This window comes from Allobranchiibius sp. GilTou73 (assembly GCF_021391335.1).
Classification (GTDB): Bacteria; Actinomycetota; Actinomycetes; order Actinomycetales; family Dermatophilaceae; genus Allobranchiibius; species Allobranchiibius huperziae.
On the sequence record NZ_CP090051.1, the window covers coordinates 2,156,722 to 2,183,105 of the forward strand.

General features: G+C 70.9%; 23 protein-coding genes. 18 read left to right on the plus strand and 5 right to left on the minus strand.

All coding sequences use genetic code 11. The annotated features are described in order from the left end of the window. The first annotated feature begins 127 nt into the window (after positions 1-127). The 7 genes from LVQ62_RS10715 (at position 128) to LVQ62_RS10745 (ending at position 9,423) form a co-directional block, all read left to right on the plus strand. Positions 128-634, plus strand: coding sequence for an RNA polymerase sigma factor (locus LVQ62_RS10715; RefSeq protein WP_208052254.1), 507 nt, complete (start codon positions 128-130; stop codon positions 632-634). Beyond that, a complete protein-coding gene (locus LVQ62_RS10720; RefSeq protein WP_233761524.1) occupies positions 631-2,178 on the plus strand; it encodes a hypothetical protein in 1,548 nt (515 codons plus the stop codon). The genes LVQ62_RS10715 and LVQ62_RS10720 overlap by 4 nt, the downstream gene beginning before the upstream one ends. A 17-nt stretch (positions 2,179-2,195) precedes the next feature. Continuing rightward, entirely contained in the window at positions 2,196-4,880 is a 2,685-nt protein-coding gene (locus LVQ62_RS10725; RefSeq protein WP_233761526.1) for a bifunctional GNAT family N-acetyltransferase/acetate--CoA ligase family protein, read from the plus strand. 87 nt (positions 4,881-4,967) lie between these two features. After that, on the plus strand, positions 4,968-5,579 hold the full coding sequence (locus LVQ62_RS10730) for a DUF5998 family protein (RefSeq protein WP_208052252.1): 612 nt from the start codon (positions 4,968-4,970) through the stop codon (positions 5,577-5,579). Further along, a complete protein-coding gene (locus LVQ62_RS10735; RefSeq protein WP_233761528.1) occupies positions 5,576-6,733 on the plus strand; it encodes an alkaline phosphatase family protein in 1,158 nt (385 codons plus the stop codon). Before LVQ62_RS10730 ends, LVQ62_RS10735 begins: the two co-directional genes overlap by 4 nt. Positions 6,734-7,073: 340 nt before the next feature. Continuing rightward, a complete protein-coding gene (locus LVQ62_RS10740) occupies positions 7,074-7,808 on the plus strand; it encodes a thymidine kinase (protein WP_233761530.1) in 735 nt (244 codons plus the stop codon). Between the two features lie 25 nt (positions 7,809-7,833). Then, positions 7,834-9,423 carry an MFS transporter gene (locus LVQ62_RS10745; RefSeq protein WP_233761532.1) on the plus strand — a complete coding sequence of 530 codons (1,590 nt, stop codon included), beginning with the start codon at positions 7,834-7,836 and terminating at the stop codon, positions 9,421-9,423. Here LVQ62_RS10745 and sepH read toward each other — a convergent pair. Next, entirely contained in the window at positions 9,392-11,098 is a 1,707-nt protein-coding gene (sepH, locus tag LVQ62_RS10750) for a septation protein SepH (protein ID WP_233761535.1), read from the minus strand. The two genes, LVQ62_RS10745 and sepH, sit on opposite strands and share 32 nt — an antisense overlap. Positions 11,099-11,407: 309 nt before the next feature. Here sepH and LVQ62_RS10755 point away from each other — a divergent pair, with 309 nt between their 5' ends. The 6 genes from LVQ62_RS10755 to LVQ62_RS10780 all read left to right on the plus strand — a co-directional run bounded on the left by LVQ62_RS10755 (position 11,408) and on the right by LVQ62_RS10780 (position 15,509). Beyond that, positions 11,408-12,496: a ferrochelatase gene (locus tag LVQ62_RS10755; RefSeq protein WP_179483699.1), complete on the plus strand. Its 1,089-nt coding sequence runs from the start codon at positions 11,408-11,410 to the stop codon at positions 12,494-12,496. Continuing rightward, a complete protein-coding gene (locus tag LVQ62_RS10760; RefSeq protein WP_179481319.1) occupies positions 12,496-13,332 on the plus strand; it encodes an inositol monophosphatase family protein in 837 nt (278 codons plus the stop codon). Before LVQ62_RS10755 ends, LVQ62_RS10760 begins: the two co-directional genes overlap by 1 nt. A gap of 111 nt (positions 13,333-13,443) precedes the next feature. Then, positions 13,444-13,743: a DUF4193 domain-containing protein gene (locus LVQ62_RS10765; RefSeq protein WP_208052248.1), complete on the plus strand. Its 300-nt coding sequence runs from the start codon at positions 13,444-13,446 to the stop codon at positions 13,741-13,743. Between the two features lie 7 nt (positions 13,744-13,750). After that, complete coding sequence (gene dut, locus LVQ62_RS10770) at positions 13,751-14,224, plus strand: dUTP diphosphatase (RefSeq protein ID WP_233761537.1); 474 nt, start codon at positions 13,751-13,753, stop codon at positions 14,222-14,224. A gap of 29 nt (positions 14,225-14,253) precedes the next feature. After that, a complete protein-coding gene (locus LVQ62_RS10775) occupies positions 14,254-15,126 on the plus strand; it encodes a DUF3710 domain-containing protein (RefSeq protein ID WP_233761539.1) in 873 nt (290 codons plus the stop codon). After that, a complete protein-coding gene (locus tag LVQ62_RS10780) occupies positions 15,126-15,509 on the plus strand; it encodes an OB-fold nucleic acid binding domain-containing protein (protein WP_179481313.1) in 384 nt (127 codons plus the stop codon). The genes LVQ62_RS10775 and LVQ62_RS10780 overlap by 1 nt, the downstream gene beginning before the upstream one ends. Before the next feature lie 100 nt (positions 15,510-15,609). Here the strand turns inward: LVQ62_RS10780 and LVQ62_RS10785 are convergent, their stop codons facing one another. After that, the gene (locus LVQ62_RS10785) at positions 15,610-16,308 is read right to left on the minus strand and encodes a TrkA family potassium uptake protein (RefSeq protein ID WP_179481311.1); all 699 of its coding nucleotides are present in this window, start codon (positions 16,306-16,308) and stop codon (positions 15,610-15,612) included. A gap of 12 nt (positions 16,309-16,320) precedes the next feature. Further along, positions 16,321-16,986 carry a TrkA family potassium uptake protein gene (locus tag LVQ62_RS10790; RefSeq protein ID WP_179481309.1) on the minus strand — a complete coding sequence of 222 codons (666 nt, stop codon included), beginning with the start codon at positions 16,984-16,986 and terminating at the stop codon, positions 16,321-16,323. A gap of 61 nt (positions 16,987-17,047) precedes the next feature. Between LVQ62_RS10790 and LVQ62_RS10795 the strand changes: the two genes are divergently transcribed. The 3 genes from LVQ62_RS10795 (at position 17,048) to acnA (ending at position 23,237) form a co-directional block, all read left to right on the plus strand. Next, positions 17,048-19,054 (plus strand): APC family permease, encoded by a 2,007-nt coding sequence (locus LVQ62_RS10795; RefSeq protein WP_370639604.1) that lies wholly within the window; start codon positions 17,048-17,050, stop codon positions 19,052-19,054. A gap of 6 nt (positions 19,055-19,060) precedes the next feature. Further along, positions 19,061-20,380, plus strand: a complete 1,320-nt coding sequence (locus LVQ62_RS10800; protein WP_233761541.1) for a class I SAM-dependent RNA methyltransferase — start codon at positions 19,061-19,063, stop codon at positions 20,378-20,380. 187 nt (positions 20,381-20,567) lie between these two features. Next, positions 20,568-23,237, plus strand: coding sequence for an aconitate hydratase AcnA (gene acnA, locus LVQ62_RS10805; protein ID WP_370639605.1), 2,670 nt, complete (start codon positions 20,568-20,570; stop codon positions 23,235-23,237). 65 nt (positions 23,238-23,302) lie between these two features. Here the strand turns inward: acnA and LVQ62_RS10810 are convergent, their stop codons facing one another. Beyond that, positions 23,303-23,794, minus strand: coding sequence for an SRPBCC domain-containing protein (locus tag LVQ62_RS10810; protein ID WP_233761545.1), 492 nt, complete (start codon positions 23,792-23,794; stop codon positions 23,303-23,305). Between the two features lies 1 nt (position 23,795). Further along, complete coding sequence (locus LVQ62_RS10815; protein WP_233761546.1) at positions 23,796-24,167, minus strand: helix-turn-helix transcriptional regulator; 372 nt, start codon at positions 24,165-24,167, stop codon at positions 23,796-23,798. 103 nt (positions 24,168-24,270) lie between these two features. On the opposite strand from LVQ62_RS10815, the gene LVQ62_RS10820 reads away from it, so the two are divergent. After that, the gene (locus LVQ62_RS10820; RefSeq protein WP_233761547.1) at positions 24,271-25,767 is read left to right on the plus strand and encodes a cytosine permease; all 1,497 of its coding nucleotides are present in this window, start codon (positions 24,271-24,273) and stop codon (positions 25,765-25,767) included. Continuing rightward, complete coding sequence (locus tag LVQ62_RS10825) at positions 25,757-26,272, plus strand: cysteine hydrolase family protein (RefSeq protein WP_233761548.1); 516 nt, start codon at positions 25,757-25,759, stop codon at positions 26,270-26,272. The genes LVQ62_RS10820 and LVQ62_RS10825 overlap by 11 nt, the downstream gene beginning before the upstream one ends. The last annotated feature ends 112 nt before the right edge of the window (positions 26,273-26,384 follow it).

Genomic DNA, 26,384 nt, shown 5'->3' on the forward strand with positions numbered 1-26,384 from the left:
GGCGCAGCGAAGGTGCACCAACCGATCGGGTGCCTTCGGCGTCTCAAGGGATATGACCACCATCTCCCTCCTGGCGCCCGCCGGCGTCCGGTCGCGGCGACACACGCGTGAAGAGGGGAGGGCGACGGTGGTTCGGGGGGCATCAGCGACCGACGCGGCGGTGCGCGAGGTGTACGACGCGCACTTCGGTCGACTCGTCGGATGGGCGACGTCGTTGGTGGGGGACCGCGACCTGGCGCACGACTTCGTCACAGAGGCGTTCATCCGGTTGATCAACCACTGGGGCCAGGTCGCCGAGCCGCGGCCGTGGCTCTACACGACGGTCGCCAACCAGGTCCGCGACCACTGGCGCAAGCGGGGCCGTGAGGCGGCGGCGTACGACAAGTTCACTGCCGGGCGACCCGTCGACATCGACGTGGCGGCGCCCGAACCCGATGTCGCGACGCGGTTGACCGTGCGCGACGCCGTGGAATCCCTGCCCGGGCGACTGCGGATGACGGTGCTGCTGCACTACTACGCCGATCTGTCGGTGGCCCAGGTCGCCCGTGAGCTGGGCAAGTCCGAGGGCGCAGTCAAACGAGACCTCTACGACGGCCGCAAACTGCTGGCCGAGCATTTGAAGCAGGTGCGATGAGCAACCACGACCGGTACGACACCGGCGACGACCACCGCGAACCGGCGTACGACGACGACCCGGTCGCGCGCTTCTTCGGCGCGCACCGCTCGTCGGTGCGACCCGAGGCCGCCGGTGACCTGGACTGGGCCCGGATCACCCGGGCCGCCCGGCGCCGCCGCCCGCACCGTCTCCTGGCCGGTGGCGTCGCAGCCGCCGCGGTGGCGGCCATCGCCGCGTTCGGGGTCTGGACCGCGCAGACTCCGCAGTCGAACGCCCCGGCCGTGGCCGGTCAATCGGCGACGAGCTCGTCGGGCGCCCCCCAGGCGAGCGGCCCTGCCGGCGCATCCGATTCACCTGGTTCGTCCGGCTCATCGGGAGGGCGGTCCGGCACCCTGCAGCCGCAGCAGCAACAGAGCGGGACGCCGACGTCGCCCGGTGGCCAGTCGCAGTCACAGGCGCAGGCACAGCCACGTCTGGCGCCGCCGGACAGCTTCGTCACCTGGTCGCTCAGCAACGCCGGCGACAACGTGGTCTACGACCTCGGGTCCAGCACCTGCGGGGGCTTCACCTGTCCGGTGCTGCTGCGCTCCGACGACAACGGCACGCACTGGTCCTCCGTGCACACCTTCGACGCATCCCGCTACTCCACCCCGGTCGGGCCCGGAGCCAGTCGCATCCAGGCCGATGACCAGTTGCGCGACGTCCGCTTCGTGACGCCGACCACGGGATACGTCTTCGGCGGCGACCTGTGGGTGACCCACGACTCGGGAGCGACCTTCTCCCGGGTGGCCCACCCGGGCCGTACCGTCCTCGACGTCGAGGCGTGGCACGGCGACCTGCTGGTCCTCACCGCCGACAACTGCGCCTCCTCGACGTGCGACGGGTCGGTGAGCGTGACGCGGATGGACACCTCCGCCGACACCGTGCCGCAGGCCGCGTCCTCCACTGCCGACCTCACGGCGCCGATCGTGTCCGGCCAGATCGTGGTCCGCAACGGCATGGCCTACCTCTCGCTCACCAGCGCCTCCGGGTCGCCGCTGCCCCCGCTACGGCTGACCGGCGACACGCTGGAGCCGATGTCCGCGACGGACGCGTGCGCCGGTACGCCGCTGCAGGCCATCACCCCGTCCTCCACCCTCGACCACCAGCTCTTCGCACTGTGCGCCCCGACGCCCAACGGATCGCTGACGGCGTACACGCTCGTGCACAGCAACGACGACGGGTCGACCTGGACGAAGGTGTCGACCGGGGCGTTGCAGCTGCCCACCGGCGCTCGGCCGGACCTGGCATCCATCGACGCCGATCACGTGGCTGCCTCGGCCGGTCCGACCGATACATCGGGTGGGGCCGCGACCGTAGGAGCGGGGTCCCTGGTCGTGTCCACCGACGGCGGCGCCACGTTCACGGCCAAGGACGGGCCGCTCAACCTGGGCACGAGCGGGATCGACTGGATCGCCAGCCCCGGCGGGAGCCAGTACTACGCGATCACCCTGAACGGCGCGGGGTACTGGTGGTCCAACGACGCGGGGGCCACCTGGAGGCTCGTCGATCCGGTCGGCTGACGTGGGAAGCTGACCGAGTGAGCGACGGGGACCCGCGGCCGCCGGGCTATCCCTCCCACTGGGAGGCCGATGTCGTCCTGCGCGACGGCTCGATCGGGCACGTGCGCCCCATCCGACCGACCGATGCCGCCCTGATCCAGGAGTTCCACGAGCGGCAGTCCAAGGAATCGATCTACCTGCGCTTCTTCGCACCGCTGCCGCACCTGTCCGACCGCGACGCGCACCGTTTCGCGAACGTGGACCACCACGCCCGGGTCGCCCTGGTGATGGAGGCGGGCGAGCAGCTGGTGGGCATCGCCCGCTACGACCGCGTGGGTGACGCACCGCCGCGTGCCGAGGTCGCCTTCAACGTGGCCGACGACTTCCAGGGCCGCGGCGTGGGATCGGTGCTGCTCGAGCACCTGGTGGCCATCGGCCAGGAGGGCGACATCGAGGAGTTCACCGCCGACGTACTCCCGCAGAACCGCAAGATGCTCGGCGTCTTCTCCGAGGCGGGCTTCGAGGTGCGTCGTCACTTCGACGACGGGGTCGTGGCGCTGTCCTTCCGCATCGAGACCACCAGCCGCAGCCGGGAGGTGCTGGAGGCCCGCGAGCACCGGGCGGAGGCCCTCAGTGTGGCCGCGCTGCTGCACCCCACCAGCGTGGCGGTGGTCGGTGTCGGCTCTCGCCCGACCTCGGTGGGCCGGGAGATCTACGAGCGGCTGGTCGGGCAGGGGTTCACCGGCACGGCGTACGCGGTCAACAGCAACCCGCACCGTGAGGTCGAGGGTGAGGTCTACGCACGGGTGAGCGACCTGCCCGGACCGGTCGACGTCGCGGTGATCGCGGTGCCGGTCGGCGGGGTGCTCGAGGTGGCGCGGGACTGCGCCGCGCACCGGGTGAAGGCGCTCATCGTGGTGTCGGCGGGTTTCGCCGAGGTCGGCGAGGAAGGCGCCGCGCTGCAGCGCGAACTGCTCCAGGTGGCGCGGCGGGGCGGTATGCGGGTGGTCGGCCCGAACTCCTTCGGGATCATCGACACGCGCGAATCCGTGCGGATGAACGCCTCGGTGGCGCCGGACATGCCGGAGGCCGGCGGGTTCGGCCTCTTCGCGCAGAGCGGCGTCCTCGCCATCTCGGTGCTCGCCTCGGCCGGGCGTCGCGGCCTGGGCCTCAGCGACTTCGTGTCCGCAGGCAACCGGATCGACGTCTCCGGCAACGACATCATGCAGTTCTGGATCGATGATCCGACCACGCGCGTCGCCGGTCTCTACCTGGAGTCGATGGGCAATCCCCGCAAGTTCTCCCGCATCGCCCGACGGCTGGCGCAGGAGAAGCCGGTCATCGTGATCAAGTCCGGCACCTCGGTCTACGGCGTTCCGCCCGGTCACCGGGTGCGTGACACGACCGTCGGTCCGGAGGCGTTCGCCCAGATGCTACGGCAGGCCGGCGTGATCCGGGTCGAGAACCTGCACCAGTTGCTCGACGTTGCCCAGCTGGTCGTCGATCAGCCGCTCCCGGGCGGCACCGGCGTCGCGGTCGTCGGAAACACCGTGTCGCTGGGCGCGCTCGCCGCGGACGCGGTCGTCAGCTGGGGCTTGGACGTGGTGCACGGTCCGCGCAGTGTGCCGCCGGACGCGTCGGGCGCACAGGTCGAGCAGGCCCTGGAGGAGGTCTTCGCCGACCCGGACGTGCACAGCGTGGTCGCGTGCTTCCTGCACGCGAAGACCGAGCCGAGCATCGCCTCGGCGACCGCGCTCGCACAGGTCGCGGCTCGGCACCGCAAACCCTGCGTCGCCACCTTCGTGGGGATCAACGAGGTCCGCGCGGCCCTGGCGTCCGGCCGGCGTACGACGCCCGACGGCGAGGTCACCCCGGTGATCGTGCCGGCGTACAGCACCCCCGAGGACGGGGTGCGCGCGCTGGCCGCCGCCACCCGGTACGCCGAGTGGCGGGCGGCCGACCACGGTGAGCTGGTCACCCCCGAGGGCATCCACCGCACCCGCGCCGATGCGGTCGTCGACGCCGTGCTGGCCGGGTCACCGCAGGGCCGCGCGTTGCAGCCCGGCGAGGTGCGCGAGCTGCTGGCGGCGTACGGGATCGAGGTGTGGGAGACCGTGCCCGTCGACTCGCCGGCCCGTGCCGCCGCGGCGGGCGCGCGACTGGGCTTCCCGGTCGTGGTCAAGTCGACGTCGCCCATCGCGAGCAGCCAGCCCATCGCGAGCGTGCGGCTGGACCTGCACAACCGCTCCGCGGTCCGCGCGGCCTACACGACCCTCGACGACCGACTGCGCCCCCTGCACGCCAACCGGCTCGTGGTGCAGCGGATGGCGACGCCGGGGATCCCGTGCGTGATCTCCTCGGTGGAGGACCCGCTCTTCGGCCCGGTGGTGAGTTTCGCGCTGGCTGGCCCGCCGCGGGAGGTGATGGGCGACATCGGCTACCGCATCCCGCCCCTGCGCACCGGGGACGTGCGAGACCTGATCGGATCGGTGCGCGCCGCGCCCCTGTTGCGCGGACACGGAGGTCGCCCGCCGGTCGACCGGGTCGCGCTGGAGGATGTGATCGCGCGGGTCTCGATGATCGCGGAGCAGATGCCCGAGGTCGTCTCCCTGGAGCTCAACCCGGTCAACACCCACGAAGACGGGATCGAGGTCCTGGGCGCGAGCATCACGGTCGCGCCGGGCGCGGCACGGACCGATCGCGGACGTCGCGCACTGGCCTGACCGGTCGTCCTACGGCACGCGTCCCCGCGGCCGGGGTGCAGTACCGATGCTTGGGAGGCAGGCCCGCAGGGGTGAGAGGATGCCCCAATGTCCTATGCCGGTCCCCGCAGTGACGCGCTGCCCGAATCCCTGCTCTCCGACATCGACACCTCGGGCTACTACCCGGCGCTGGTGAGCGATGTGGTCGCCACCGCGCTCGGCGACGACACCGTGGTGTCCCACCTGGTGCACGCGGAGACCACCTTCGACAGCGAGACCGTACGCCGTCACGTCACCGTGCTCGTCCTCGCGCCGCACCGCCTCGTGGTGGTGCACGCCGACGACCACGCGCCCTCCGCCGACACGCCCGCCGAGCACCTCGGCGCGGTCGCGACGGCCACCTCCGAGACCATCCCGCTCGGGAGGGTCCGCGGGGTGATGCTCGCGCACGTGGTCTCCGCGCCCGAGGACTACCGGCCCGGCAGCCTCGGCCGCGAGATCACCCTCAAGCTGGGGTGGGGCACCGTCGCGGCGATCGACATCATGCCCGCGCAGTGCGCCGACCCGCAGTGCGAGGCCGACCACGGGTACGAGGGCACCATCGGCGACGACGACATCACCTTGCGCATCACCGGAGAGGTCGACGGCGACGACACCCTGGAGCAGGCCAAGCAGTTCGCCGCCGTCCTGTCCCGCGCGCTCGGACAGCCCACCAGGTGACCTTCCCCGGAGCCGTGCTCCCGTCGTACGACGAGCGCGGCCTGGTCGGAGTGCTGCCCCGGCTCGTGGCGTCGCTGGGCGTGCGGCTGCCGGGCGAGCCACCCGTAGCGCCGCTTCCGCCGGCACGCCGCGCCGTCGTGGTGCTCGTCGACGGGCTGGGTTGGGAGCAGTTGCGTGCCCGGGGTGGGCACGCGCCGTTCCTGCGTCGTGCCCTGGCCGGGGCAGCGGAGATCGCCGAACCGCTGACGGCCGGTTTCCCCTCGACCACGGCGACGAGCATGGGCGGCTTCGGGACCGGATGCGGACCGGGGGTGCACGGGCTGGTGGCCTACCAGGTGCGGGCGCCGGGAGCCCGCTACGTCTTCAACGAACTGACCTGGCAGGGCGGTCCCGATCCCCTCGAATGGCAGCCACGCCCGACGGTTTTCGAGCAGGCGACGGCAGCGGGGGTGCACGTCACGATGGTGGGGCCGGACCACTTCGACGGCTCCGGCCTGACGACCGCGGCGCTGCGCGGTGCCCGGTTCGTGGGGAAGGAGGAGTTGTCCGGGCGGGTGGACGCCGCGCTCGCCGCACTGCGCGCCGCACCCGCGGACGATCCGGCGCTGCTCTATCTCTACTGGGGCGAGGTGGACAAGGCCGGTCACGTGCACGGGTGCGACTCCTGGCAGTGGGGTGACGAGCTGGAGCTGCTCGACCGGGAGCTCGCGAGGCTGCACGCCGCGCTGCCGTCCGGGACCTCGCTGACCATCACCGCCGACCACGGGATGGTGGACATCCCCGCCGACGCCCGCATCGACGTCGTCCACGATCCCGATCTGCGCGACGGCGTACACCTGGTCGGCGGCGAGTTGCGCGCACCTCAGGTCTACTGCCTGCCCCGTGCCGCCGACACCGTGCTGGCCGCGTGGCGTGAACGGCTCGCGTCGTCCGCGTGGGTGCTCAGCCGTGAGGAGGCCGTGGCCGCAGGGCTCTTCGGGTCGGTGCTGGACCGGGTGCTGCCGCGCTTCGGCGAGGTCATCGTGGCGATGCACGCGCCGGCCGGGGTGTTCGACAGCCGGGTGATGACGCCTCGGGTGTCGGGTCTCGTCGGACAGCACGGGTCGCTCACCGCGGCCGAGCAGCTGGTGCCGTTCGTGCACCTGACCGCCTGAGGGTCTCTCGCACGGGGACGTGCTGGCTGGGAGGGTGCCGCGGGGTCCCTTGTGAACGTCGGGACGTCCGCGCCTGTGGCACGCGGGCACCGCGTGGTCCCTTGTGGTGGACGGCGCCGGATTTCGGGCGGCCTGGACCAGGGGCCTGCTGGCTGGGAGGGTGCCGCGCGGTCCCTTGTGGGAGCCGGGATGCGTGCGTGCCGGATGGGAGGGCACCGCGCGGTCCCTTGTGCGACGTAGTACGGGTCTCTGGCGGTCGTCTGGGGCCGAGCGGGCCGAAACGCGGGGGAGGCGGTCAGCTGGTGGGTCGGAGGGCTGTCGCCGTTTAGGGTGGTGGACCGTGGCTGAGCTGGTCTTCTTCTCCGGGACGATGGACTGCGGCAAGTCGACCCTGGCGCTGCAGATGGAACACAACCATCGCGCCCGCGGTCACGACGGGCTGGTCTTCACGCGGCACGACCGGGCAGGCGAGGCGGTGCTCTCCAGTCGACTCGGGCTGGCCCGTGAGGCGCTGGAGGTGAGCGACGGACTCGACTTCTGGGATGTCGTCGTCGAGCACGCCACGCACGGTCGCGACCTGCGCTTCCTCATCTGCGACGAGGCGCAGTTCTACACCTCCGAGCAGGTCGAGCAGCTCGCCCGGGTGGTCGACGAGATGGACATCGACGTCTACGCGTTCGGAATCACCGCCGACTTCCGCGCACAACTTTTCCCCGGGTCGAGGCGGCTGATCGAGCTCGCCGACCGGGTGTCGACCCTGCAGGTCGAGGCGCTGTGCTGGTGCGGGCGCACAGCCACCCACAACGCGCGCGTCGTCAACGGTCAGATGGTGGTCGAGGGCGACCAGGTCGTCGTCGGCGACGTCGGTGAGGTGACACCGGGCGCACCGGAGAGCCTCGTCGAGTACGAGGTGCTCTGCCGGCGGCACTACATGCGACGGATGACGTCGTACGCCGCGCGCGTCACCTCCCAGCACCCGCTGCCGTTCGAGGCGGAGGTCTCCGCCCTCTGTCCGTTGCCCACCCTCGCCGCACACGGCGCCACAGAATCGACGCCGCGAGCCGCCGGGGAGTGACACCGGTGCGGGGGATGATGTGGGCATGAACGAGCCGGGACCCGACGACGCGCGGACCCTGCCGCTGCCCCGGGCCCCTCGACCTGACCGGACCCGGCCCGTCGACCGCTCGGACGGGCGGGCGACGTCGAGGTCCGGCCCCCTGCGCGACGGGTCGCCGCACCGTCAGGGCGCGCACGGGCGCGTAGAGGACGCCCACGCAGACAAGACGTACGCCGATGGTGCTGATACGGAACACGGACACCCGCCGCGCGGGCGGGCGGCCAAGGCGGTCGGCCGGGGCGCCGTACGAGGGGCGGCACTGCTCGGCCGCGGCAGTGCCGGATTCGGCCGCGGGTCCTATCGGCTGGCGCGCCGGGCCAGCCAGGCGCAGGGCGCGGGCGAGACGGGCCTGTCACGGCTGATCGAGGTGCACGCCTTCAGTTCGGCCGGCGACGCCGCCGTGACGGTCGGCCTCGCGGGCACGGTCTTCTTCGCCGGCAGCAGCAGCCAGGCGCGCGGTCACACCCTGCTCTTCCTGCTGCTGACGATGCTGCCGTTCGCCGTCGTCGCGCCCCTCATGGGACCGCTGCTCGACCGTTTCCGGCACGGTCGACGGTGGGCGATCGGGGCGACCCTGGCCGGGCGCGCCTTCCTCTGCTGGGTGCTCGCGCAGGCGGTCGACGCCGATTCACTCTTGCTCTTCCCGGTGGCGATGAGCGTGCTGGTGGCCTCGAAGGCCTATCTGGTGACCCGCTCCGCGGCCGCGCCCAGGCTCCTGCCCTCGCAGCTCACCCTGGTCAAGGCCAACGGGCGTCTGTCGCTGGCCGGTGTCGTCGGCGCGGCGATCGGTGGTGGCATCGCCGGCCTCGCCACCAAGCTCGGCGGCCCTGCCTGGTCGCTGCGGGTCGCTTTCGTGCTCTTCATCGTCGGCACGGTGCTGGCTGTCCTGCTCTCGCCGCGGGTCGACTCCAGCGAGGGCGAGAAGCCGGCGTCGATGGTCGACCTCGCGACGGGAGAGAACGTCGTACGACGGGGCGTGTCCCACGACGTGGTGCTCGCGCTGCGCGCGAACGTCGGCCTGCGCTGGTTGTCCGGATTCCTGACGATCTTCCTGGCGTTCCTCATGCGCTCGCACCCGTTCCCCGGGTGGGAGCACCGCACCAACCTGCTGCTCGCCCTCGTCGTCGGCGCCGCGGGCGTCGGCAACGCACTGGGCACGGTGATGGGCTCGCTGCTGAAGTTCGCCGCGCCGCGGGTCATCGTGCTCGTGACGCTGCTCGCGGATGCCGTGGCGATCGTCGCCGCGGCCGTGTTCTTCGGGCTGCGGGCCGCCGTCCTGGTCGGGCTGATCGCGGGCATCGGTCAGCAGCTCGGCAAGCTGGCTCTGGACTCACTGATCCAGGACACCGTGCCGGAACACATGCGCACTAGCGTCTTCGGCCGCTCCGAAACGCTGTTGCAGCTGTCGTGGGTCGTCGGCGGCATCGTCGCGGTGGTCATCCCGAACAACGCCACGGTGGGCATGGTGCTCGCCGCGACGGTGCTGTTGCTGTGGGTGACCGCGGTGCTGATCTGGCGCAGCGGTCGCGACCTGCCGCGGGTCAGTCTCGGCCGCGCCGGCCGCCGAACATGATGTCGTCCCAGCTCGGCACGCTGGGCCGTCCGGACCGTGCGCTGCTCGGACGACGGGGCGGGGCGGCTGAGGGCGTCTCGTCCGACGGCACGTCGACCGTCGGCTCCTCGGCCTGATCGCCCGGCTCCTGGTCGTCGCGGTCGGGAGTCGCCCCCGGCGTTTCTGACGCCGGGTCGGGGGCACCCAGTGCAGCGCCGTCGCCGTCATGCAACGCGCCGACCGCCGTGGCCCCGTGCCCGACGCTCGCGTCGGGCAGGTGCCGGACATCCTCGGAGTCCTCAAGCGCCCCGGCATCCTCGCCGCGCTCGGACTCGGCGGTGTTGTGGGTGTGCTCGGAGTGTCGATAGTGCTCAGGATCGGTGGTCGACGCGGTCGCCTCGGGGTGATCGGGGCCGGGCACCGGGGCGGCGGTCTGCGGGCGCTCGGCGTCCCCGACGGCAGAGTCCTCGTCATCGTGGCCCGAGGCGGACCCGGACTCGTCCGGGTGCAGAGCGACCGCCCCGAAGAGGTCCACCGTGCCGGTGACCGGGTCGTGGCCCAGGTCGTCGACCGTCGGTGCCGCGGGCGTCTCGTCCGGCGCGGCTCGGTCCGCTCGGGCGGCCTCATGACCGGTCTGCCCGGGCTGCTGCACGGGCACCGACTGGGGCTCCGGGTGCGTCGACCGGGTGGCCTGCGATCCGTCGGAGAGGGACTTGATCGGTGGCACGTCGACCGGCGTGCGACCGGAGCGGTTGCGCGAGCCTCTCGTACGTCGGCCGCGCGAGCGGGCCTGCATGGCGGACACCAGATCGACTGCTCCCGCCGAGGTCGCGGAGGCCGCGGATCCGGGTGATCCGGCGGATGTGGACGCGCTCGCGGACGCGGGTGACCCGGAGGGAGCCCCGGGCTCGGACACCCCACCCTCGGCCTCGACGTCGAACACCTTCACCGGTGCGACGGGTGCGGGGATCGGGCCACCTGCGGCTCGCTCGTCCTCCCCGAGCCAGCGGGCCTCGTCGTCGACGGCGTTGAGCGAGCGGGTGGCGGCACGGAACAACCAGGTCGCCTCGCGGGTACGGCCGCCGGCGCTGAACCGGCACACCACGACCCAGCCGCGACCCGCCGTGCGGTGTGCGTCCCAGGCGACGGTGTCGCCGGCGACGCCGCGATCGTGCAGCCGTGCGGCCACGCGCTGTCCCACGGTCGCTGCCGTGTCGGTCGTGCTGGCGCCGACGGGGAGATCCTGCGCGAGACCGGCGATGTAGGAGCGCTCGGCCTCGATGGGCGCCGCGTAGCGCTCCACCTTGGCCTGGTCCCACCCGGCGGCCGCGGCGACATGTCCCACCGAGTGGCCCGCGCGCAGCAGCTCCTGCACGGCGCGCGGGGTGACCAGTTCACCAGGAGGCAGGTGGGGCAGGTCGCCGATCGGCGCAGTGGGTTGCTCCGGCACGAGGCTCACCGCACGGGCCGCCGTGGCTGGGGCCGGGTCCGCTTTTCCGCCCGTGCCCGGCTGCGTGCCCTCGGCGCGAGGCGCACTGCCGCGAGACGACTCTGCCTCTGTCGTCGGTGCAGCCACCGCTGCCGCCGTGACCGACTCACGCACCCGGTCGTCGACCGACAGCCGGTAGCGTCCGCCCTCGTCGTCGACCAGCTGCAGGTCGGCGCCGTCGACCCCGGTCACCTTCAGGTCCCGCATCGCTTCGTCCCGCCTCTCGATGTCTTCTGGTCCGCAGGATGTCACGATCGGCGACAGCTGTTGGCAAGGCCACGCCGACCTCCCGGGCCGCGCGCGCGACGTGCGCGGCAGACTGGCCCGATGAACGTTCCCAGCGACGGCCCCGAGTCGTCCCACCCGGAGGAACCGGTCGCTCCTGCGGCGCGGCCCGTTCCGGAAGCGGTCCCCGCACCGGTCCAGCAGCCCGAGCCGGGCGGCGTGAGCGAGGAGGTCCTCGCCGCCGCGACCGAGCCGGTGCCCGACCCGGGGCCGCAGGAGGAACTCGCCGCGATGGTGCCGTACGACGCGGTCGTGCTGCTGTCGTTCGGCGGCCCGGAGGCACCGGAGGAGGTCATGCCGTTCCTGCGCCGCGTGACCGCAGGTCGCGGCATCCCCGACGAGCGGCTGGAGTCGGTGGCGAAGCACTACTACGACTTCGGCGGAGTCAGTCCGATCAACGACCAGTGCCGCGCGTTGCGCGACGCCCTGCACGGCGAGCTGCGCCGCCGCGGCATCGCGACGCCGGTGCTGTGGGGCAACCGCAACGGCGAGCCGTTCCTGGTCGACACCCTGCGCGAGGCGTACGACGGTGGAGCCCGCCGGGTGCTGGTGGTCACCACGAGCGCGTACTCCTCCTACAGCTCCTGCCGGCAGTACCGAGAGGACATCGCCGCCGCCCAGATCGAACTGCAGGACGAGGGCCTCGAGCTGGCCGTCGACAAGATCCGCCCCTACGCGACCCACCCGAGCTTCTCCCGGGTCAACACCCGCCTCGTGACCGACGCCGTCCGCGCATGCGGTCAGCCGGACGACGAGAAGCTGCGGGTCGTCTTCGTGACCCACTCGATCCCGGAGGCGATGGACGACACCTCCGGTCCCGGCGACGGTGAGGGCAGCCTCTACGAGCACCAGCACGACGAGATCGCGCACGTCATCCTCGACGAGGCGGGGATCACCCTGGACCGCGACCTGCACGGGGCGCTCGTCTACTGCTCCCGCTCAGGTGCCCCCGGGCAGCCGTGGCTCGAGCCGGACGTCAACGACCACCTGCGTGAACTGGCCGCCAAGGGTGTCACGGACGTCGTCGTCGCGCCGATCGGCTTCGTCTCCGACCACATGGAGGTCAAGTACGACCTCGACACCGAGGCGCGCGCGACCGCCGACGAGCTCGGCCTGCGGATGACCCGGGTGCCGACCGTCGGGGTGGACCCGGAGTTCGTGAGCGGGCTGGTCGATCTCGCCGAGGAGCGGGCCGCCCAGGCACGCGGCGAACAGGTGCTGCTGCCCGCGTGGCCGGGTGCCGCGATGCCGTCGGTGTGCGCCGCGGGCTGCTGTCCCAACCTGCGCACGCCCAAGCCGGCCGCGTGCGGGAGCGACTGATGGCGACCGACCGTCCGCAGCTCGGCCACCCCGAGCTCGCCACCCTGGAGCAGATGGCGTGCGACCTCGCGATGTCCGCGGGGCGCCTGATCGTCGACGAGCGGCCCCGCGGGCTTGGCGTGGCGGCCACCAAGTCCAGCGACACCGACGTGGTCACGGTGATGGACCAGCGCAGCGAGGCGTTTCTGCGCGAACGCCTTGACCAGTTGCGTCCCGACGACGGCCTGCTGGGCGAGGAGGGCGCCCAGCACGAGGGCAGCTCGGGCATCACCTGGGTGGTCGACCCCATCGACGGTACCGTCAACTACCTCTACGAGATCCCGGCGTACGCCGTGTCCGTCGCGGCGTGTGTCGGCGACGTACGGCAGGGCGGGGAGTGGAGCACGGTGGCCGGCGCGGTCTACAACCCGGTCACCGACGAGCTCTTCCACGCCCACGCCGGCGGTGGCGCGTTCCTTCGGCGACGCGGCGACGTGCAGTCGCTCTCGGTGAGCGGGGAGAAGCATCTCGCGAAGTCGCTGGTGGGCACCGGCTTCGGGTACGAGATCGCCAAACGCGAGCGGCAGGGCGCGGTCGTCGCGAGCCTGATCGGGCAGGTGCGCGACATCCGCCGGATCGGCAGCGCCGCCCTCGACTTGTGCTCGGTGGGGGCGGGCCGTCTCGACGTCTATTACGAGTCGGGCCTGAATCCTTGGGACCAGGCCGCCGGCCAGCTCGTCGTCACCGAGGCCGGAGGAGTGGTCGTCGGCAGGGGTGACGGACCCCCGGACAAGGACCTCGTCGTCGCTGGTCCAGCCCCTCTGGTGGCCGCCCTGAAGAGCGTCCTGAAGGTGTAGTCGCCACCGGGAATGACCCCGGTTGGCCATGCGTTCAGCGGGTAGGTAACAATTCCTCCGCCCGTCGGCGAAGTTCACGGGCGAGCGCATGAGCATCAGAGAGGGCATGGCATGGCGACTGACTACGACGCCCCACGTAAGACCGACGACGACCTGAGCGAAGACTCGATCGAAGAGCTGAAGTCGCGCCGCGTCGACAAGAACGCCGCGAGCGTCGATGTCGATGAGACCGAGCAGGCCGAGGGCTTCGAGCTGCCCGGCGCGGACCTGTCCGGCGAGGAGCTGTCCGTCCAGGTGATCCCGCGCCAGGCGGATGAGTTCACCTGCTCGCGCTGCTTCCTCGTGCACCACCGCAGCCAACTCGCCAGCGACGCCGACGGAGTCCTCGTCTGCAGCGAGTGCGCGGCCTGAGCGCTTCGTGAGCGCCGTCCCGGTCCCGATCCGCAGGCTGGATCCGGGACTCCCACTCCCGTCGTACGCCCGCCCGGGCGACGCGGGGGTGGATCTGCACGCGCGGATCGGCCTGACCATCCCGCCGGGGCACCGGGCACTGATCCCGACGGGGATCGCCATCGAGCTGCCCGACGGGTACGCCGGATTCGTGCACCCGCGCTCCGGCCTCGCGGCCCGGCACGGCATCACGATGGTCAACGCCCCGGGCACCATCGACGCCGGCTTCCGCGGCGAGATCCAGGTCAACCTGATCAACCTCGATCCCCGCGAGTCGTTCTCGTTCGACCGGGGCGACCGCATCGCGCAGCTGATCGTCCAGCGCGTCGAAGAGGTGCAGTGGAGCGAGGTGGACGTCCTGGGCCCCAGTGAGCGCGGCCAGGGCGGTCACGGTGCGTCCGGCGGTTTCACCAGTCCGCCGACGCGGGATACGGTGCGCTGACATCAGTTCGAGGAAGGGAAGTTGGACCCGTGGGGATCTTCCGCCGCAAGGCGCGTGAGGACGGGCCGACCGCGTCCGGGCACGACGACGACGCGGCGTCGGCCGAGGTCGAGTCGGACGACACCGGAGCAGAGGACATCGAGGCGACGGATCTCGCGTCCGAGACCGACTCCGTCGGCTCCGATGTCGGCGACGCCGCCGACGCGGACCTGAGTGACGCCGGCGACGACGAGGCCGACGATTCGCACCACGAGCTTCCCGGTCGCCTGCCGCGGCCGCACGACCTGGATCGCAGCAAGGGCCCGTTCGACCGCTCGGAGGTCAAGAACCTCGACGACCGGCTCGACTTCGGCGCACTCGCGCTGCGGCCCCTGGCCGGCATGGAGTTGCGCCTCGACGTGGACCAGGAGGCCGGAAACATCACCGGCATCACTGCCGTGTTGGGCGAATCGGCCTGCCAGGTGCAGGTGTTCGCAGCACCCAAGAGCCGGGGCATCTGGGATGACATTCGCGACGAGATCGCCGACGGGCTGATCACGGGCGGTGGGTCGGCCACCGAAGAGCTCGGTCCGCTCGGCATCGAGCTGGCCGTGCGCATCCCGGCGCGCGGCAACGACGGCCGTACGACGTACTCCGCCGCGCGCTTCGCCGGCGTCGACGGGCCGCGCTGGTTCCTGCGCGCGGTCTTCTCCGGTGCCGCAGCGACCGACGGGGCGGCAGCCGCCACGTTGGTGGACTTCGTGCGCGACACCGTGGTGCTGCGCGGCAGCGAAGCGCGGGCGCCGCGGGAGCTGCTGGAACTGAAGGTGCCCGATGCGGTGGCCGAGGCCGCCGAGGAGGAGAATGCTCCTCGTACGCTCGATCCGTTCGAGCGAGGGCCTGAGATCACGGAGGTGCGCTGATGGGCGCAACGGCGACGATTCGCGAGGCGGCGCGCCGATTCAGCAGGTCGTCGGCCGCCATCGAGCGCGATGAGCTGCGTGAGGCCGCCACCAAGCGGGGCGGCACCCCGATCGAGGCGTGCTGCGACCGTCAGATCGCGGGCTGTTGCGGCACCGTTCGCTACACCAGCCTGCGTCCGCGCACCGATTCCGTGCCGGCGTTCGTCGTCGGTCTGGACGACGGCACCCGGATGATGCAGCTGGTCTGGCTGGGCCGCCGGAGCATCGCCGGCATCGAGCCGGGCGTCTACCTGACCGTCAAGGGTCGGGTGCTGCACCGTCGCGGCATGCCCACGATCTTCAACCCCGAGTACGAGATCAAGCCCGCCGTAGAGGTGGACTGACCCCGGCTGATCCGACGCACCGGGCATCCGGCCGGGCGACACAGCGAAGGGCGCGCTCCGCGGAGCGCGCCCTTCGCTGTGTGGCCGAATCGCCGCAGGCTCAGGTGCTCTCGTGGGAGACGGTGCGCACGTCGGCGATGTCGCGTCCGGTCATCGCGGCACCGAGCGCCGCCTCGGCGTCGGCGGTGGCGAGGAAGAGCAGCTCGTCGAGACCCTCGATGGGCTCGGTCCGGGTGGGCACGATCGGCCGCTCGTCCCGGATGATGCCGACCAGCACGCAGTCCGGCGGCAGGTCCAGCCCGCCCACGGTCTGACCGACGGCCGGGCTGTCGGACGGGATGGTGATCTCGACCATCGTCGCCTTGCCCTGCTGGAACTGGAAGAGGCGCACGAGGTCGCCCACGCTGACGGCTTCCTCGACGAGTGCGGTCATGATGCGCGGGGTCGACACCGCGACGTCCACACCCCACGCCTCGTCGAACATCCACTCGTTCTTGGGGTTGTTGACGCGTCCGACCGTGCGCGCGATGCCGAACTCGGTCTTCGCGAGCAGCGAGACGACGAGGTTGACCTTGTCGTCACCGGTCGCGCAGACCACGACGTCGCAGTCCTGCACCTGCGCCTCCTGCAGGGTGCTCATCTCGCACGCGTCGGCGAGCAGCCAGGACGCGTCCGGCACCGACGCGGTGCGGTCGTCCTCCGCGTACTTGTCGATGAGCAGCACCGCGTGCCCGTTGTGGATGAGTTCGCGGGCGATCGAGCGGCCGACACTGCCCGCTCCGACGACGACGACGCGCATGGTGGGGAACTCCTACAGATCTGCGGGTCGGGGTGAGGTGAGGGTTTCCTCGATCTCCGGACGACGGTCGCGCTCGGCGAGGACCTGCAAGAGGTCGCCTTCCTGCAGCACCGTGTCCGGGTCGGGCAGGCGGCCCTCGCCGAGGCGGGTGAAGTACCCGACGCGGGCGCCGGTCTCGCGCTCGATGACCCGCAGCGGTGTGCCGACCCAGCTGATGTGCGGGCTCAGATCGAGCAGGCTGATGCGGCCGCTCGGGTCGGTGTGCAGCGGGATGGCGCCCTGCGGCACGAGCCGGCGCAGCACCTGGTCGGCCGTCCAGCGGACGGTGGCGACGGTCGGGATGCCGAGGCGCTGGTAGATCTCCGCGCGGCCCGGGTCGTAGATGCGCGCGACGACGTGCTCCACGTCGAAGGTCTCGCGAGCGACACGCGCGGCCAGGATGTTGGAGTTGTCGCCGCTGCTGACCGCGGCGAACGCGTACGCATTGCGGATGTCCGCCCGCTCGAGCGTCTCGCGGTCGAAACCGACTCCGGTGATGCGCGATCCGGCGAAATTGGACCCGAGACGGCGGAAGGCTCCCTCGTCCTGGTCGATGATCGCGACCTCATGCCCGTGCTCCTGTAGGCCGATGGCCAGCGTGGAGCCGACCCGGCCGCATCCCATGATCACGAAGTGCACGCCGAGGACGCTACCGGAGTGTGCGCGAAGCTCCGGCATCTCGGCCCTAGACTCTGCGGTTGTGTCAGTGACTGGACGAACCATCAAGCGTGTGCTCGTCGGTCGCGCGATGCGCAGCGACAAGCTGGGCGACACCCTGCTGCCCAAGCGGTTGGCCCTGCCGATCTTCGCGAGTGACGCGCTCTCCTCGGTGGCGTACGCGCCCGACGAGATCCTGATCACCCTCGGCGCGGCCGGTGGCGCGTTCGTGACCACCAACTCCTGGTACATCACCGGCGCCGTCGTCTTCGTGATGGCGATCGTCGTGGCGTCCTACCGGCAGAATGTGCACGCCTACCCCTCCGGCGGTGGCGATTACGAGGTCGCGACCACCAACCTGGGCCCCAAGGCGGGCCTGACCGTGGCCTCGGCCCTGCTCGTGGACTACACGCTCACGGTGGCGGTGTCGGTGTCCTCCGGCGTCCAGAACGCGTCCGCGGCGCTGCCGTTCGTGCAGGGCCGCGAGGTCATCGTGGCCGTGCTGCTCGTGGTCGCGTTGACGGCGCTCAATCTGCGCGGCGTGCGCGAGTCCGGCTCGTATTTCGCCATCCCCGTCTATCTGTTCATCCTCGGCATCGTCGGGCTGGCGATCGTCGGGGTGTTCCGCAAGCTGATGGGCGACCTTCCGCTCGCCGAGAGCGCGAAGTTCTCCCTCGCCCCGCAGGCGGGCATGTCGTCGTTGTCGCAGTTCGCGATGCTCTTCCTGCTGTTGCGCGCCTTCTCCAGCGGATGTGCGGCGCTCACCGGTGTCGAGGCGATCTCCAACGGTGTGCCGGCGTTCAAGAAGCCCAAGAGCAAGAACGCCGCCACGACGCTGCTGATGATGGGCTCCATCGCGGTCATCATGCTCGTCTCGATCATCGCCCTGTCGCGCTGGACCGGTATCCACATGCAGGACCCCGACCACCCGGGAAGGCTCCTGCTGCACGGCAAGCCGGTCGAGAACTACAACGAGAACACCGTCCTCGGGCAGCTGTCCCATGCGGTCTTCCACGGCTTCGCGCCGGGCATCATCTTCGTCTCGATCGTGACCGGCATCATCCTCGTGCTGGCCGCGAACACCGCGTTCAACGGGTTCCCGGTGCTGGCGTCGATCCTCGCGAAGGACGGCTTCCTGCCCCGGCAGCTGCACACCCGCGGCGACCGGCTGGCCTACTCCAACGGCATCCTGATCCTGGCGGGCGCGGCGGTCGCCCTCATCGTGATCTACCACGCCGAGACCACCCGACTGATCCAGCTCTACATCGTCGGCGTCTTCGTCTCCTTCACCACCAGCCAGACCGGCATGATCCGGCACTGGAACAGGCACCTGAAGGAGGAGCAGGACCCCAAGGTCAAATACCGGATGCGGCGCTCGCGCGTCATCAACGCCGTCGGCGCCGTGATGGCAGGGCTGGTGCTGGTCGTCGTCCTGCTGACGAAGTTCACCCACGGCGCCGGGTACGCCGTCGGCGCGATGATCGTGCTCTACGTCCTCATGCTCGGCATCCGCCGCCATTACGCGCACGTGCGTGACGAGCTGGCCCTGTCCGACATCGACGGCGACGAGCAGGTGCTGCCCGCACGACTGCACGTCATCGTGCTGGTCTCCAAGATCCACAAGCCGACGATGCGGGCGCTGGCGTACGCGCGGGCGACCCGTCCCGCGGTGCTCGAGGCGCTGACCGTGGACGTGAACCACGAGGAGACGCAGGCGCTCAAGGACGAGTGGAAGCGGCGCGACATCCCCGTCACGCTCAGTACGGTGGCTTCGCCCTACCGCGAGATCACCCGGCCGGTCATCAACTACGTGCGCGCCATCCGGCGCGACAGCCCGCGCGACGTGGTGATGGTCTACATCCCCGAGTACGTGCTCGGGAAGTGGTGGGAACAGCTGCTGCACAACCAGTCCGCGCTGCGCCTGAAGGCCCGGCTGCTCTTCACGCCCGGTGTGATGGTCACCAGCGTGCCGTGGCAGCTGCACTCCTCCGAGGGGTCCGAGGACCGCTTCGACGGGTCTGCTCCGGGGTCCGTCCGGCTCGGTCGCTGACCCGCGGTGCCCCAGCGCCCCCGTTCCGGCGAACCCCGCCGCGGACGACCCGAACGGCGCGGCGGGTCGCGTCGCCCCGCACGCCGGACCGGCAGCGATCCCGCCGCGCCCGGCTCGATGGTGGGCACCGAGCTGGTCCTGGACATCGGGGCGGTCGCGCACGGCGGATCGTGCGTCGCGCGTACGGAGGGCCGCGTCGTCTTCGTGCGGCACACGCTGCCGGGGGAGCGCGTGCGCGCGCGCGTCACCGACGGCACCCGCACCTCCCGCTTCCTGCGGGCCGACGCGGTCGAGGTGCTCGATGCCTCACCCGAACGGCGCACGCCGGCGTGTCCCTGGTCCGGCCCGGGCCGCTGCGGAGGGTGCGACTGGCAGCACACGAGCGTGGCGTACGGACGAGAGTTGAAGACCGCGGTGGTCGCCGAGCAGCTGCGCCGGTTGGCGGGCATCGACTGGACGGGCGACGTCGAGGCCGTGGCCGGCGACCAGGACGGGCTGCGCTGGCGCACCCGGGTGGAGCTCGCGAGCGGGCCGGACGGACGGGCGGGATTCCGCGCGCACCGCTCGCACGACGTCGTACCCGTCGAGGACTGCGTCATCAGCGTGCCGCAGGTGCGGGCGACCGGGATCTTCACCGAGCGCTTCGAGGCCGGGGTCACCGGCGTGGACGTCGCCGTGTCGTCCGACGGCTCGGCGACCGCAGTGCTGCTGCCGCACCGCGGCGAGGTGCCGGGTGTGCTCGAGAGCGTGACCGCGGGTGGGACGTCACTGGACTTCGAGGTGTCCGCGCGCGGTTTCTGGCAGGTGCACCCCGGGGCGGCGCCGACCTTCGTGGACGAGGTGCTGCGGCAGCTCGCGCCGCGACCGGGCGAGCGGGTGCTCGACCTCTACTGCGGCGTCGGGCTCTTCACCAGGTTCCTCGCCGAGCGGGTGGGGCAGAGCGGTGCTGTCCTCGGCATCGAGGGTGACGAGCGTGCTGTGTCCGACGCGCAGGCCGCCCTGCGCGAGGTGCCGCAGGCGCGGATCGAGCGCTCCGACGTACGTCGTGCCGAGCCGCTCGTCGAGCGGCACCTGGGCGGCGCCGCCGATCTGGTGGTGCTGGACCCGCCGCGCACCGGCGCCGGTCGCGAGGTCGTGCAGCAGATCACCCGACTGCGCCCGCGGACCGTCGCCTACGTGGCATGTGACCCCTCGGCGCTGGCCCGCGACCTGGCGTACGCGGCGGACGAGGGCTACGCGCCGACGTCGCTGCGCGCGTTCGACGCCTTCCCGATGACCCACCACGTCGAGTGCATCGCGATCCTCGTTCCAGCTGAGCGGGGCTGACCGGCACGACGCCGGTTGTCAGCGTTTCTGTGACGCCGCCGCCCCTGATCCGCTGACAACGGAGGCGGGGTGCGCGTTAGGTCGACCTTTGCTGCCGGGGGCGCAGCGGATATGCTTGACTTATCTTGACGTCAAGATAAATACGATGCCGCCGGAACGGCGCGACGGACAGGACGAAGGAGTCGGCGTGAGCAGCAACAGCTTCGATGCGAAGGACACCCTGAAGGTGGGGGAGAACTCCTACGAGTTCTATCGCCTGGACAAGGTCGAGGGATCCTCGGACCTGCCCTTCAGCCTCAAGGTGCTGCTGGAGTGCCTGCTGCGCACGGAGGACGGCGCGAACATCACTGCCGACCACGTCCGCGCGCTCGGCGGCTGGAAGGCCGACGCGGATCCGGACACCGAGATCCAGTTCACCCCCGCCCGCGTGATCATGCAGGACTTCACCGGCGTGCCCTGCGTGGTCGACCTGGCGACCATGCGCGAGGCCGTGGCCGACCTCGGCGGCGACGCCAAGAAGATCAACCCGCTCGCACCCGCCGAGATGGTCATCGACCACTCGGTCATCATCGACGTCTTCGGCCGCGCCGACGCGTTCGAGCGGAACGTGGAGATCGAGTACGGCCGCAACAAGGAGCGCTACCAGTTCCTGCGCTGGGGCCAGACCGCGTTCGACGACTTCAAGGTGGTGCCCCCGGGCACCGGCATCGTGCACCAGGTCAACATCGAGCACCTGGCCCGATCCATCATGACCCGCGACGGCGTCGCCTACCCGGACAGCTGCGTCGGGACCGACAGCCACACCACGATGGTCAACGGCCTGGGCGTGCTCGGCTGGGGTGTCGGCGGCATCGAGGCCGAGGCCGCGATGCTCGGCCAGCCCGTCTCGATGCTCATCCCGCGCGTCGTCGGCTTCCGCCTCACCGGTGCCATCCCGGCCGGCGCGACCGCCACCGACGTCGTCCTCACCATCACCCAGATGCTGCGCGAGCACGGAGTGGTCGGCAAGTTCGTGGAGTTCTACGGCGACGGCGTCGCCGAGGTGCCCCTCGCCAACCGCGCCACCATCGGCAACATGAGCCCGGAGTTCGGTTCCACCTGCGCGATCTTCCCGATCGACGACGTGACGCTGGACTACCTGCACCTCACCGGCCGCAGCGAGGAGCACATCGCGCTGGTGGAGTCATACGCCAAGACCCAGGGCCTGTGGCACGACCCGTCCAACGAGCCGCGCTTCTCGGAATACCTCCAGCTCGACCTGTCGACGGTCGTCCCCTCCATCGCCGGTCCGAAGCGTCCGCAGGACCGCATCGTCGTGTCCGACGCCAAGACCCAGTTCGCGCTCGACGTCAAGAACTACGGCGTCGAGGGCGGTCTGCGCGAGGAGCAGGTCACCCCGGCCGAGGGGCCGGCGTACGGGTTGAAGGACGGCTCGGTCGTCATCGCCTCGATCACCAGCTGCACCAACACCTCCAACCCGTCGGTGATGATGGCCGCGGCGCTGCTCGCCAAGAACGCCGTCGACAAGGGCCTCACGGTGCCGCCGTGGGTGAAGACCTCGATGGCGCCCGGTTCGCAGGTCGTCACGGGGTACTACGAGAACGCCGGCCTGTGGCCCTACCTGGAGAAGCTCGGCTTCTACCTCGTCGGATACGGGTGCACCACGTGCATCGGCAACTCCGGCCCGCTCAACGAGGAGATCTCCCAGGCCGTGCAGGAGCACGACCTGACCGTGGTCTCGGTTCTGTCCGGCAACCGCAACTTCGAGGGGCGGATCAACCCGGACGTCAAGATGAACTACCTGGCCTCGCCGCCGCTGGTCATCGCCTACGCGCTCGCCGGCACGATGAACTTCGACTTCGAGGTCGACCCTCTGGGGCAGGACACCGCCGGCAACGACGTCTTCCTCAAGGACATCTGGCCGGCCCCCGACGACGTGGAGAAGACCATCGCGTCGTCCATGGACCGGGCGCTGTTCGTCAAGGACTACGCCGACGTCTTCGCCGGCGATGAGCGCTGGCAGAGCCTGCAGACCCCCGAGGGCGACACGTTCGCCTGGGACGCCGACTCGACGTACGTGCGCAAACCGCCGTACTTCGACGGCATGCCGGCCGAGCCCGAGCCCGTCTCGGACATCAAGGGCGCACGCGTCCTGGCGAAGCTGGGCGACTCGGTGACCACCGACCACATCAGCCCGGCCGGCTCGATCAAGGCCGACAGCCCCGCGGGCAAGTACCTGTCCGAGCACGGCATCGAGCGCAAGGACTTCAACTCCTACGGCTCGCGCCGCGGCAACCACGAGGTCATGGTGCGCGGCACATTCGCCAACATCCGGCTGCGCAACCAGCTGCTGGACGGCGTGGAGGGCGGCTTCACCCGCAACTTCCTCGCCGGCGGCGAGCAGACCACGATCTTCGACGCGTCGGCGGCCTACCAGGAGGCCGGCGTGCCGCTGGTCGTGCTCGGCGGCAAGGAGTACGGCTCCGGCTCGTCGCGTGACTGGGCGGCCAAGGGCACCCGGCTGCTCGGCGTCAAGGCCGTCATCACCGAGTCGTTCGAGCGCATCCACCGCTCCAACCTGATCGGGATGGGCGTGCTCCCGCTGCAGTTCCCGCAGGGGCAGGACATCGAGTCGCTCGGCCTGGACGGCACCGAGACCTTCGACATCAGCGGCGTCGAGGCGCTGAACGAGGGCCGTACGCCCAAGACGGTGCACGTGACCGCGACCAAGGGCGACGGGGCGGTCGTGGAGTTCGACGCGGTCGTGCGCATCGACACCCCCGGGGAGGCGGAGTACTTCCGCAACGACGGCATCCTGCAGTACGTGCTGCGCTCGCTGGTGAAGGCCGGCGCCTGACGTAGACACCGGCTTACACCGAACGACCCCTGCCGTCACGCGGCAGGGGTCGTTCGGCGTCCGGGTCAGGAGGCGATCAGGTCGTCGATCTGGTTGATCGCCTGGGAGGAGCCCTCGATCACTCCCATGTCGAGCACCTTCTGCAGACCCTCGGCGGTCGTGTACGTGCTGACGTAGGTCGCCCGCGTCTTGCCGCCGATGTCCTCGAACCGGTAGACGTTCTGCGACACCGGCATCGCCTCGTCGGGGGCGAAGTCGTCGGCGTTCCTGGCGAAACCGTCCTCGAACTTGAAGCCGTGCGGGGCGTCCACAGAGGTCACGTGCCACCATCCGGGGTACTTCTCGCCCTCGGGGCTGGTCATGTAGTAGTGCACCCGGCCGCCCTTGATGAGCGAGTGGTCCACGACGGTGGCCGGGTAGGTCGGCGGCCCCCACACGCGCTCGAGCTGGCGTGGGTCGGCGTACACCTCCCAGACACGCCCGACGGGCGCCGCGAACTCGGCGGTGATGGTCAGCGTGCGGGCCTCGGCCTGGGTGTTGACATCGGTGACGGGCATGTCACTTCTCCTCTGGTGTCGGGTTGTTCGTGATGTCGGTCGTTCCGGTCTTGTCGGTGCTGAGCAGTTCGTCGATCCGGGAGATCCGGCCGCGCCAGATCTGCTCGAGCTGACCGAGCATCGACGCGACCGAACGGATCGCTTCGACGTCTCCGCTCGCGAGCTGTTCGCGTCCGTGGCGGCGCTTGACGAGCAGCCCTGCCCGTTCGAGGACGGCGACGTGCTTCTGCACGGCCGCGAAACTCATCGGGTAGTGCTCCGCCAGCGTCGACACCGAGTGCTCGCCGGCGAGGATGCGGCGCAGGATGTCGCGACGCGTCCGGTCGGCGAGTGCGCGGAACATCGCGTCCGCGGCGTCCTCGGGATCGGTCATGAGCACAACGTACAACCAAATGGTTGTACGTTGTCAAGAGTGGATCCAAGATCGAATGCCGGATGTCCCGCCGCGCGGCGGCGGCTGGCCTAGCGTGATCGCCATGGCGACGACGCAGGCACCAGAGGTGCGCGCCCCGGGCGGGGTGGAGGCCAACGGCCTCAACGTGATCGAGGAGTCCGAGCGGCACGGGCGGCCGGCGTCGCTCTTCTGGCCCTGGTTCGCCTCCAACATCTCGGTGCTCGCGATCGCGTACGGCGCGTTCGTGATCGGCTTCGGACTCAACATCTGGCAGGCGCTCGGCGCCGCGGTGGTCGGCACCATCGGCTCCTTCCTGCTGTGCGGGTTCGTCTCCGTCGCGGGCAAGCGCGGGTCGGCGCCGACCCTGGTGCTGTCGCGAGCGGCGTTCGGGCTCAACGGGAATCGCGTGCCGTCGGCGATCTCCTGGATCCTCACCGTCGGGTGGGAGACGGTGCTGGTGGTGCTCGCCACCCTCGGCATCTCGACGGTCTTCGCGCGACTCGGGTGGGCCCACGGCACCGCCACCAAGCTGATCGTCCTGCTGGTGGTGGCGGCGATCACGGTCGTCGCGGGGGTCTTCGGCTTCGCGCTCATCATGCGGCTGCAGACCGTCATCACCATGGCGACCGCCGTCCTCACCATCGGTTACATCGCCCTGACCGTGCACCGCGTGCACTGGCACACGGTGAGCACCATGAAAGCCGGGGGAGTGCCACAGGTGCTCGGCGCGACGATCCTGGTGCTGACCGCGCTCGGCTTGGGGTGGGTCAACTGCGCGGCCGACTACAGCCGCTACCTGCCGCGTTCGACCCCCAGCCGCGGCGTCATCTTCTGGACCACGTTCGGCGGCGCGCTCGGCCCGGTGGTGCTCGTGGTCTTCGGCATCCTGCTGGCCGCGTCCGATCCCAAGCTCTCCACCGCCATCGGTAGCGACCCGATCGGCGCGCTCACGTCCGCACTGCCCACGTGGTACCTGGTGCCGTTCGCGATCGTGGCGATCCTGGGCCTGATGTCCGGTGCCGTGCTCGACATCTACTCCTCGGGACTGTCACTGCTCAGTCTCGGGCTGCGCGCGCCGCGCTTCGTCGCCGCGCTGATCGACGGCACGATCATGACGCTCGGCGGGATCTACGTCGTCTTCTTCACCTCCAGCAGCTTCGTGGCCAACTTCCAGGGCTTCCTGGTCACGGTGGGCGTGCCGATCGCCGCGTGGTGCGGTGTCTTCCTCGGCGACCTGGTGCTGCGGAGGCGCGCGTACGCCGATGCCGAGCTCTACGACGCCCGTGGCCGCTACGGTTCGTTCGCCCCGATCCCGTTGGTGCTGATGGTGATCGGGTCGGTGCTGGGGTGGGGGCTGGTCGTCACCTCGGCCAAGGTGTCGTGGCTGACGTGGCAGGGCTATCTGCTGGACCCGCTGCACCTCGGCGGCAAGGAGGGCACCTGGGCGTACGCCGGATTGGGCGTGCTCGTCGCCATCGTCGTCGGTTTCGTGGGTGCCGTCGCCCTGACTTCGAGCACGGTCCGGCGCCAGGAGCGCGTCGACCCGACCTCCACCGCGAAGGCCGCGAGTGCCCTCTGACGTGCTGGTCGTGATCGACGCCCAACACGTCTTCGCCGACCCGGGCGGCCCATGGGCGTCGCCCATGTTCGCTCAGGCACTGCCCACCATCGAGGCGGCTGTGCAGGAGTATGCCGACCGCGTCGTCTTCACCCGCTACGTCGCTCCGCGCGAGCCGGCCGGCGCGTGGGCGGCGTACTTCGAGCAGTGGCCGTTCGCGCTCACCGGGCCGGATCACCCGCAGTACCAGCTGATCCCGCAGTTCGCCGGCCGGCCGACCGTCGACGCCACGACATTCGGCAAGTGGGGCGATCCGCTGCGTGTCGAGCTCGGCGACGCGCGGTCGGTGCAGCTGTGCGGCGTGTCCACGGACTGCTGTGTGCTGTCGACGGCCCTGCCGATGGCCGATGCCGGCCTCGAGGTGACGATCCGAGCGGACGCGTGCGCCGGGTCGACCCAGGAAGCGCACGAGAACGCGCTGGCGGCCATGGAGCTCTACGCGCCGCTGATCACCGTTCTGCACTGAGCGATCCGTCTCAGCCGGCCGGGCCCCTAACGCGCCCAGCGACTCGGGGTCCGTGGCGTCGTACCCCAGCGCATAGACTCGGGCGTTGGACCGTGGCCGGAAGGGATTTTTC

Bases quoted from the DNA above. Each gene is read 5' to 3' on its own strand.
- LVQ62_RS10810 (WP_233761545.1), bottom strand. From the start codon at position 23,794: ATGCCCGTCACCGATGTCAACACCCAGGCCGAGGCCCGCACGCTGACC.
- sepH (WP_233761535.1), bottom strand. From the start codon at position 11,098: ATGCGGGACCTGAAGGTGACCGGGGTCGACGGCGCCGACCTGCAGCTG.
- LVQ62_RS10780 (WP_179481313.1), top strand. From the start codon at position 15,126: ATGGGCGCAACGGCGACGATTCGCGAGGCGGCGCGCCGATTCAGCAGG.
- LVQ62_RS10820 (WP_233761547.1), top strand. From the start codon at position 24,271: ATGGCGACGACGCAGGCACCAGAGGTGCGCGCCCCGGGCGGGGTGGAG.
- LVQ62_RS10720 (WP_233761524.1), top strand. From the start codon at position 631: ATGAGCAACCACGACCGGTACGACACCGGCGACGACCACCGCGAACCG.
- LVQ62_RS10745 (WP_233761532.1), top strand. From the start codon at position 7,834: ATGAACGAGCCGGGACCCGACGACGCGCGGACCCTGCCGCTGCCCCGG.
- LVQ62_RS10755 (WP_179483699.1), top strand. From the start codon at position 11,408: ATGGTGCCGTACGACGCGGTCGTGCTGCTGTCGTTCGGCGGCCCGGAG.
- LVQ62_RS10760 (WP_179481319.1), top strand. From the start codon at position 12,496: ATGGCGACCGACCGTCCGCAGCTCGGCCACCCCGAGCTCGCCACCCTG.
- LVQ62_RS10815 (WP_233761546.1), bottom strand. From the start codon at position 24,167: ATGACCGATCCCGAGGACGCCGCGGACGCGATGTTCCGCGCACTCGCC.
- LVQ62_RS10785 (WP_179481311.1), bottom strand. From the start codon at position 16,308: ATGCGCGTCGTCGTCGTCGGAGCGGGCAGTGTCGGCCGCTCGATCGCC.
- LVQ62_RS10765 (WP_208052248.1), top strand. From the start codon at position 13,444: ATGGCGACTGACTACGACGCCCCACGTAAGACCGACGACGACCTGAGC.
- LVQ62_RS10730 (WP_208052252.1), top strand. From the start codon at position 4,968: ATGTCCTATGCCGGTCCCCGCAGTGACGCGCTGCCCGAATCCCTGCTC.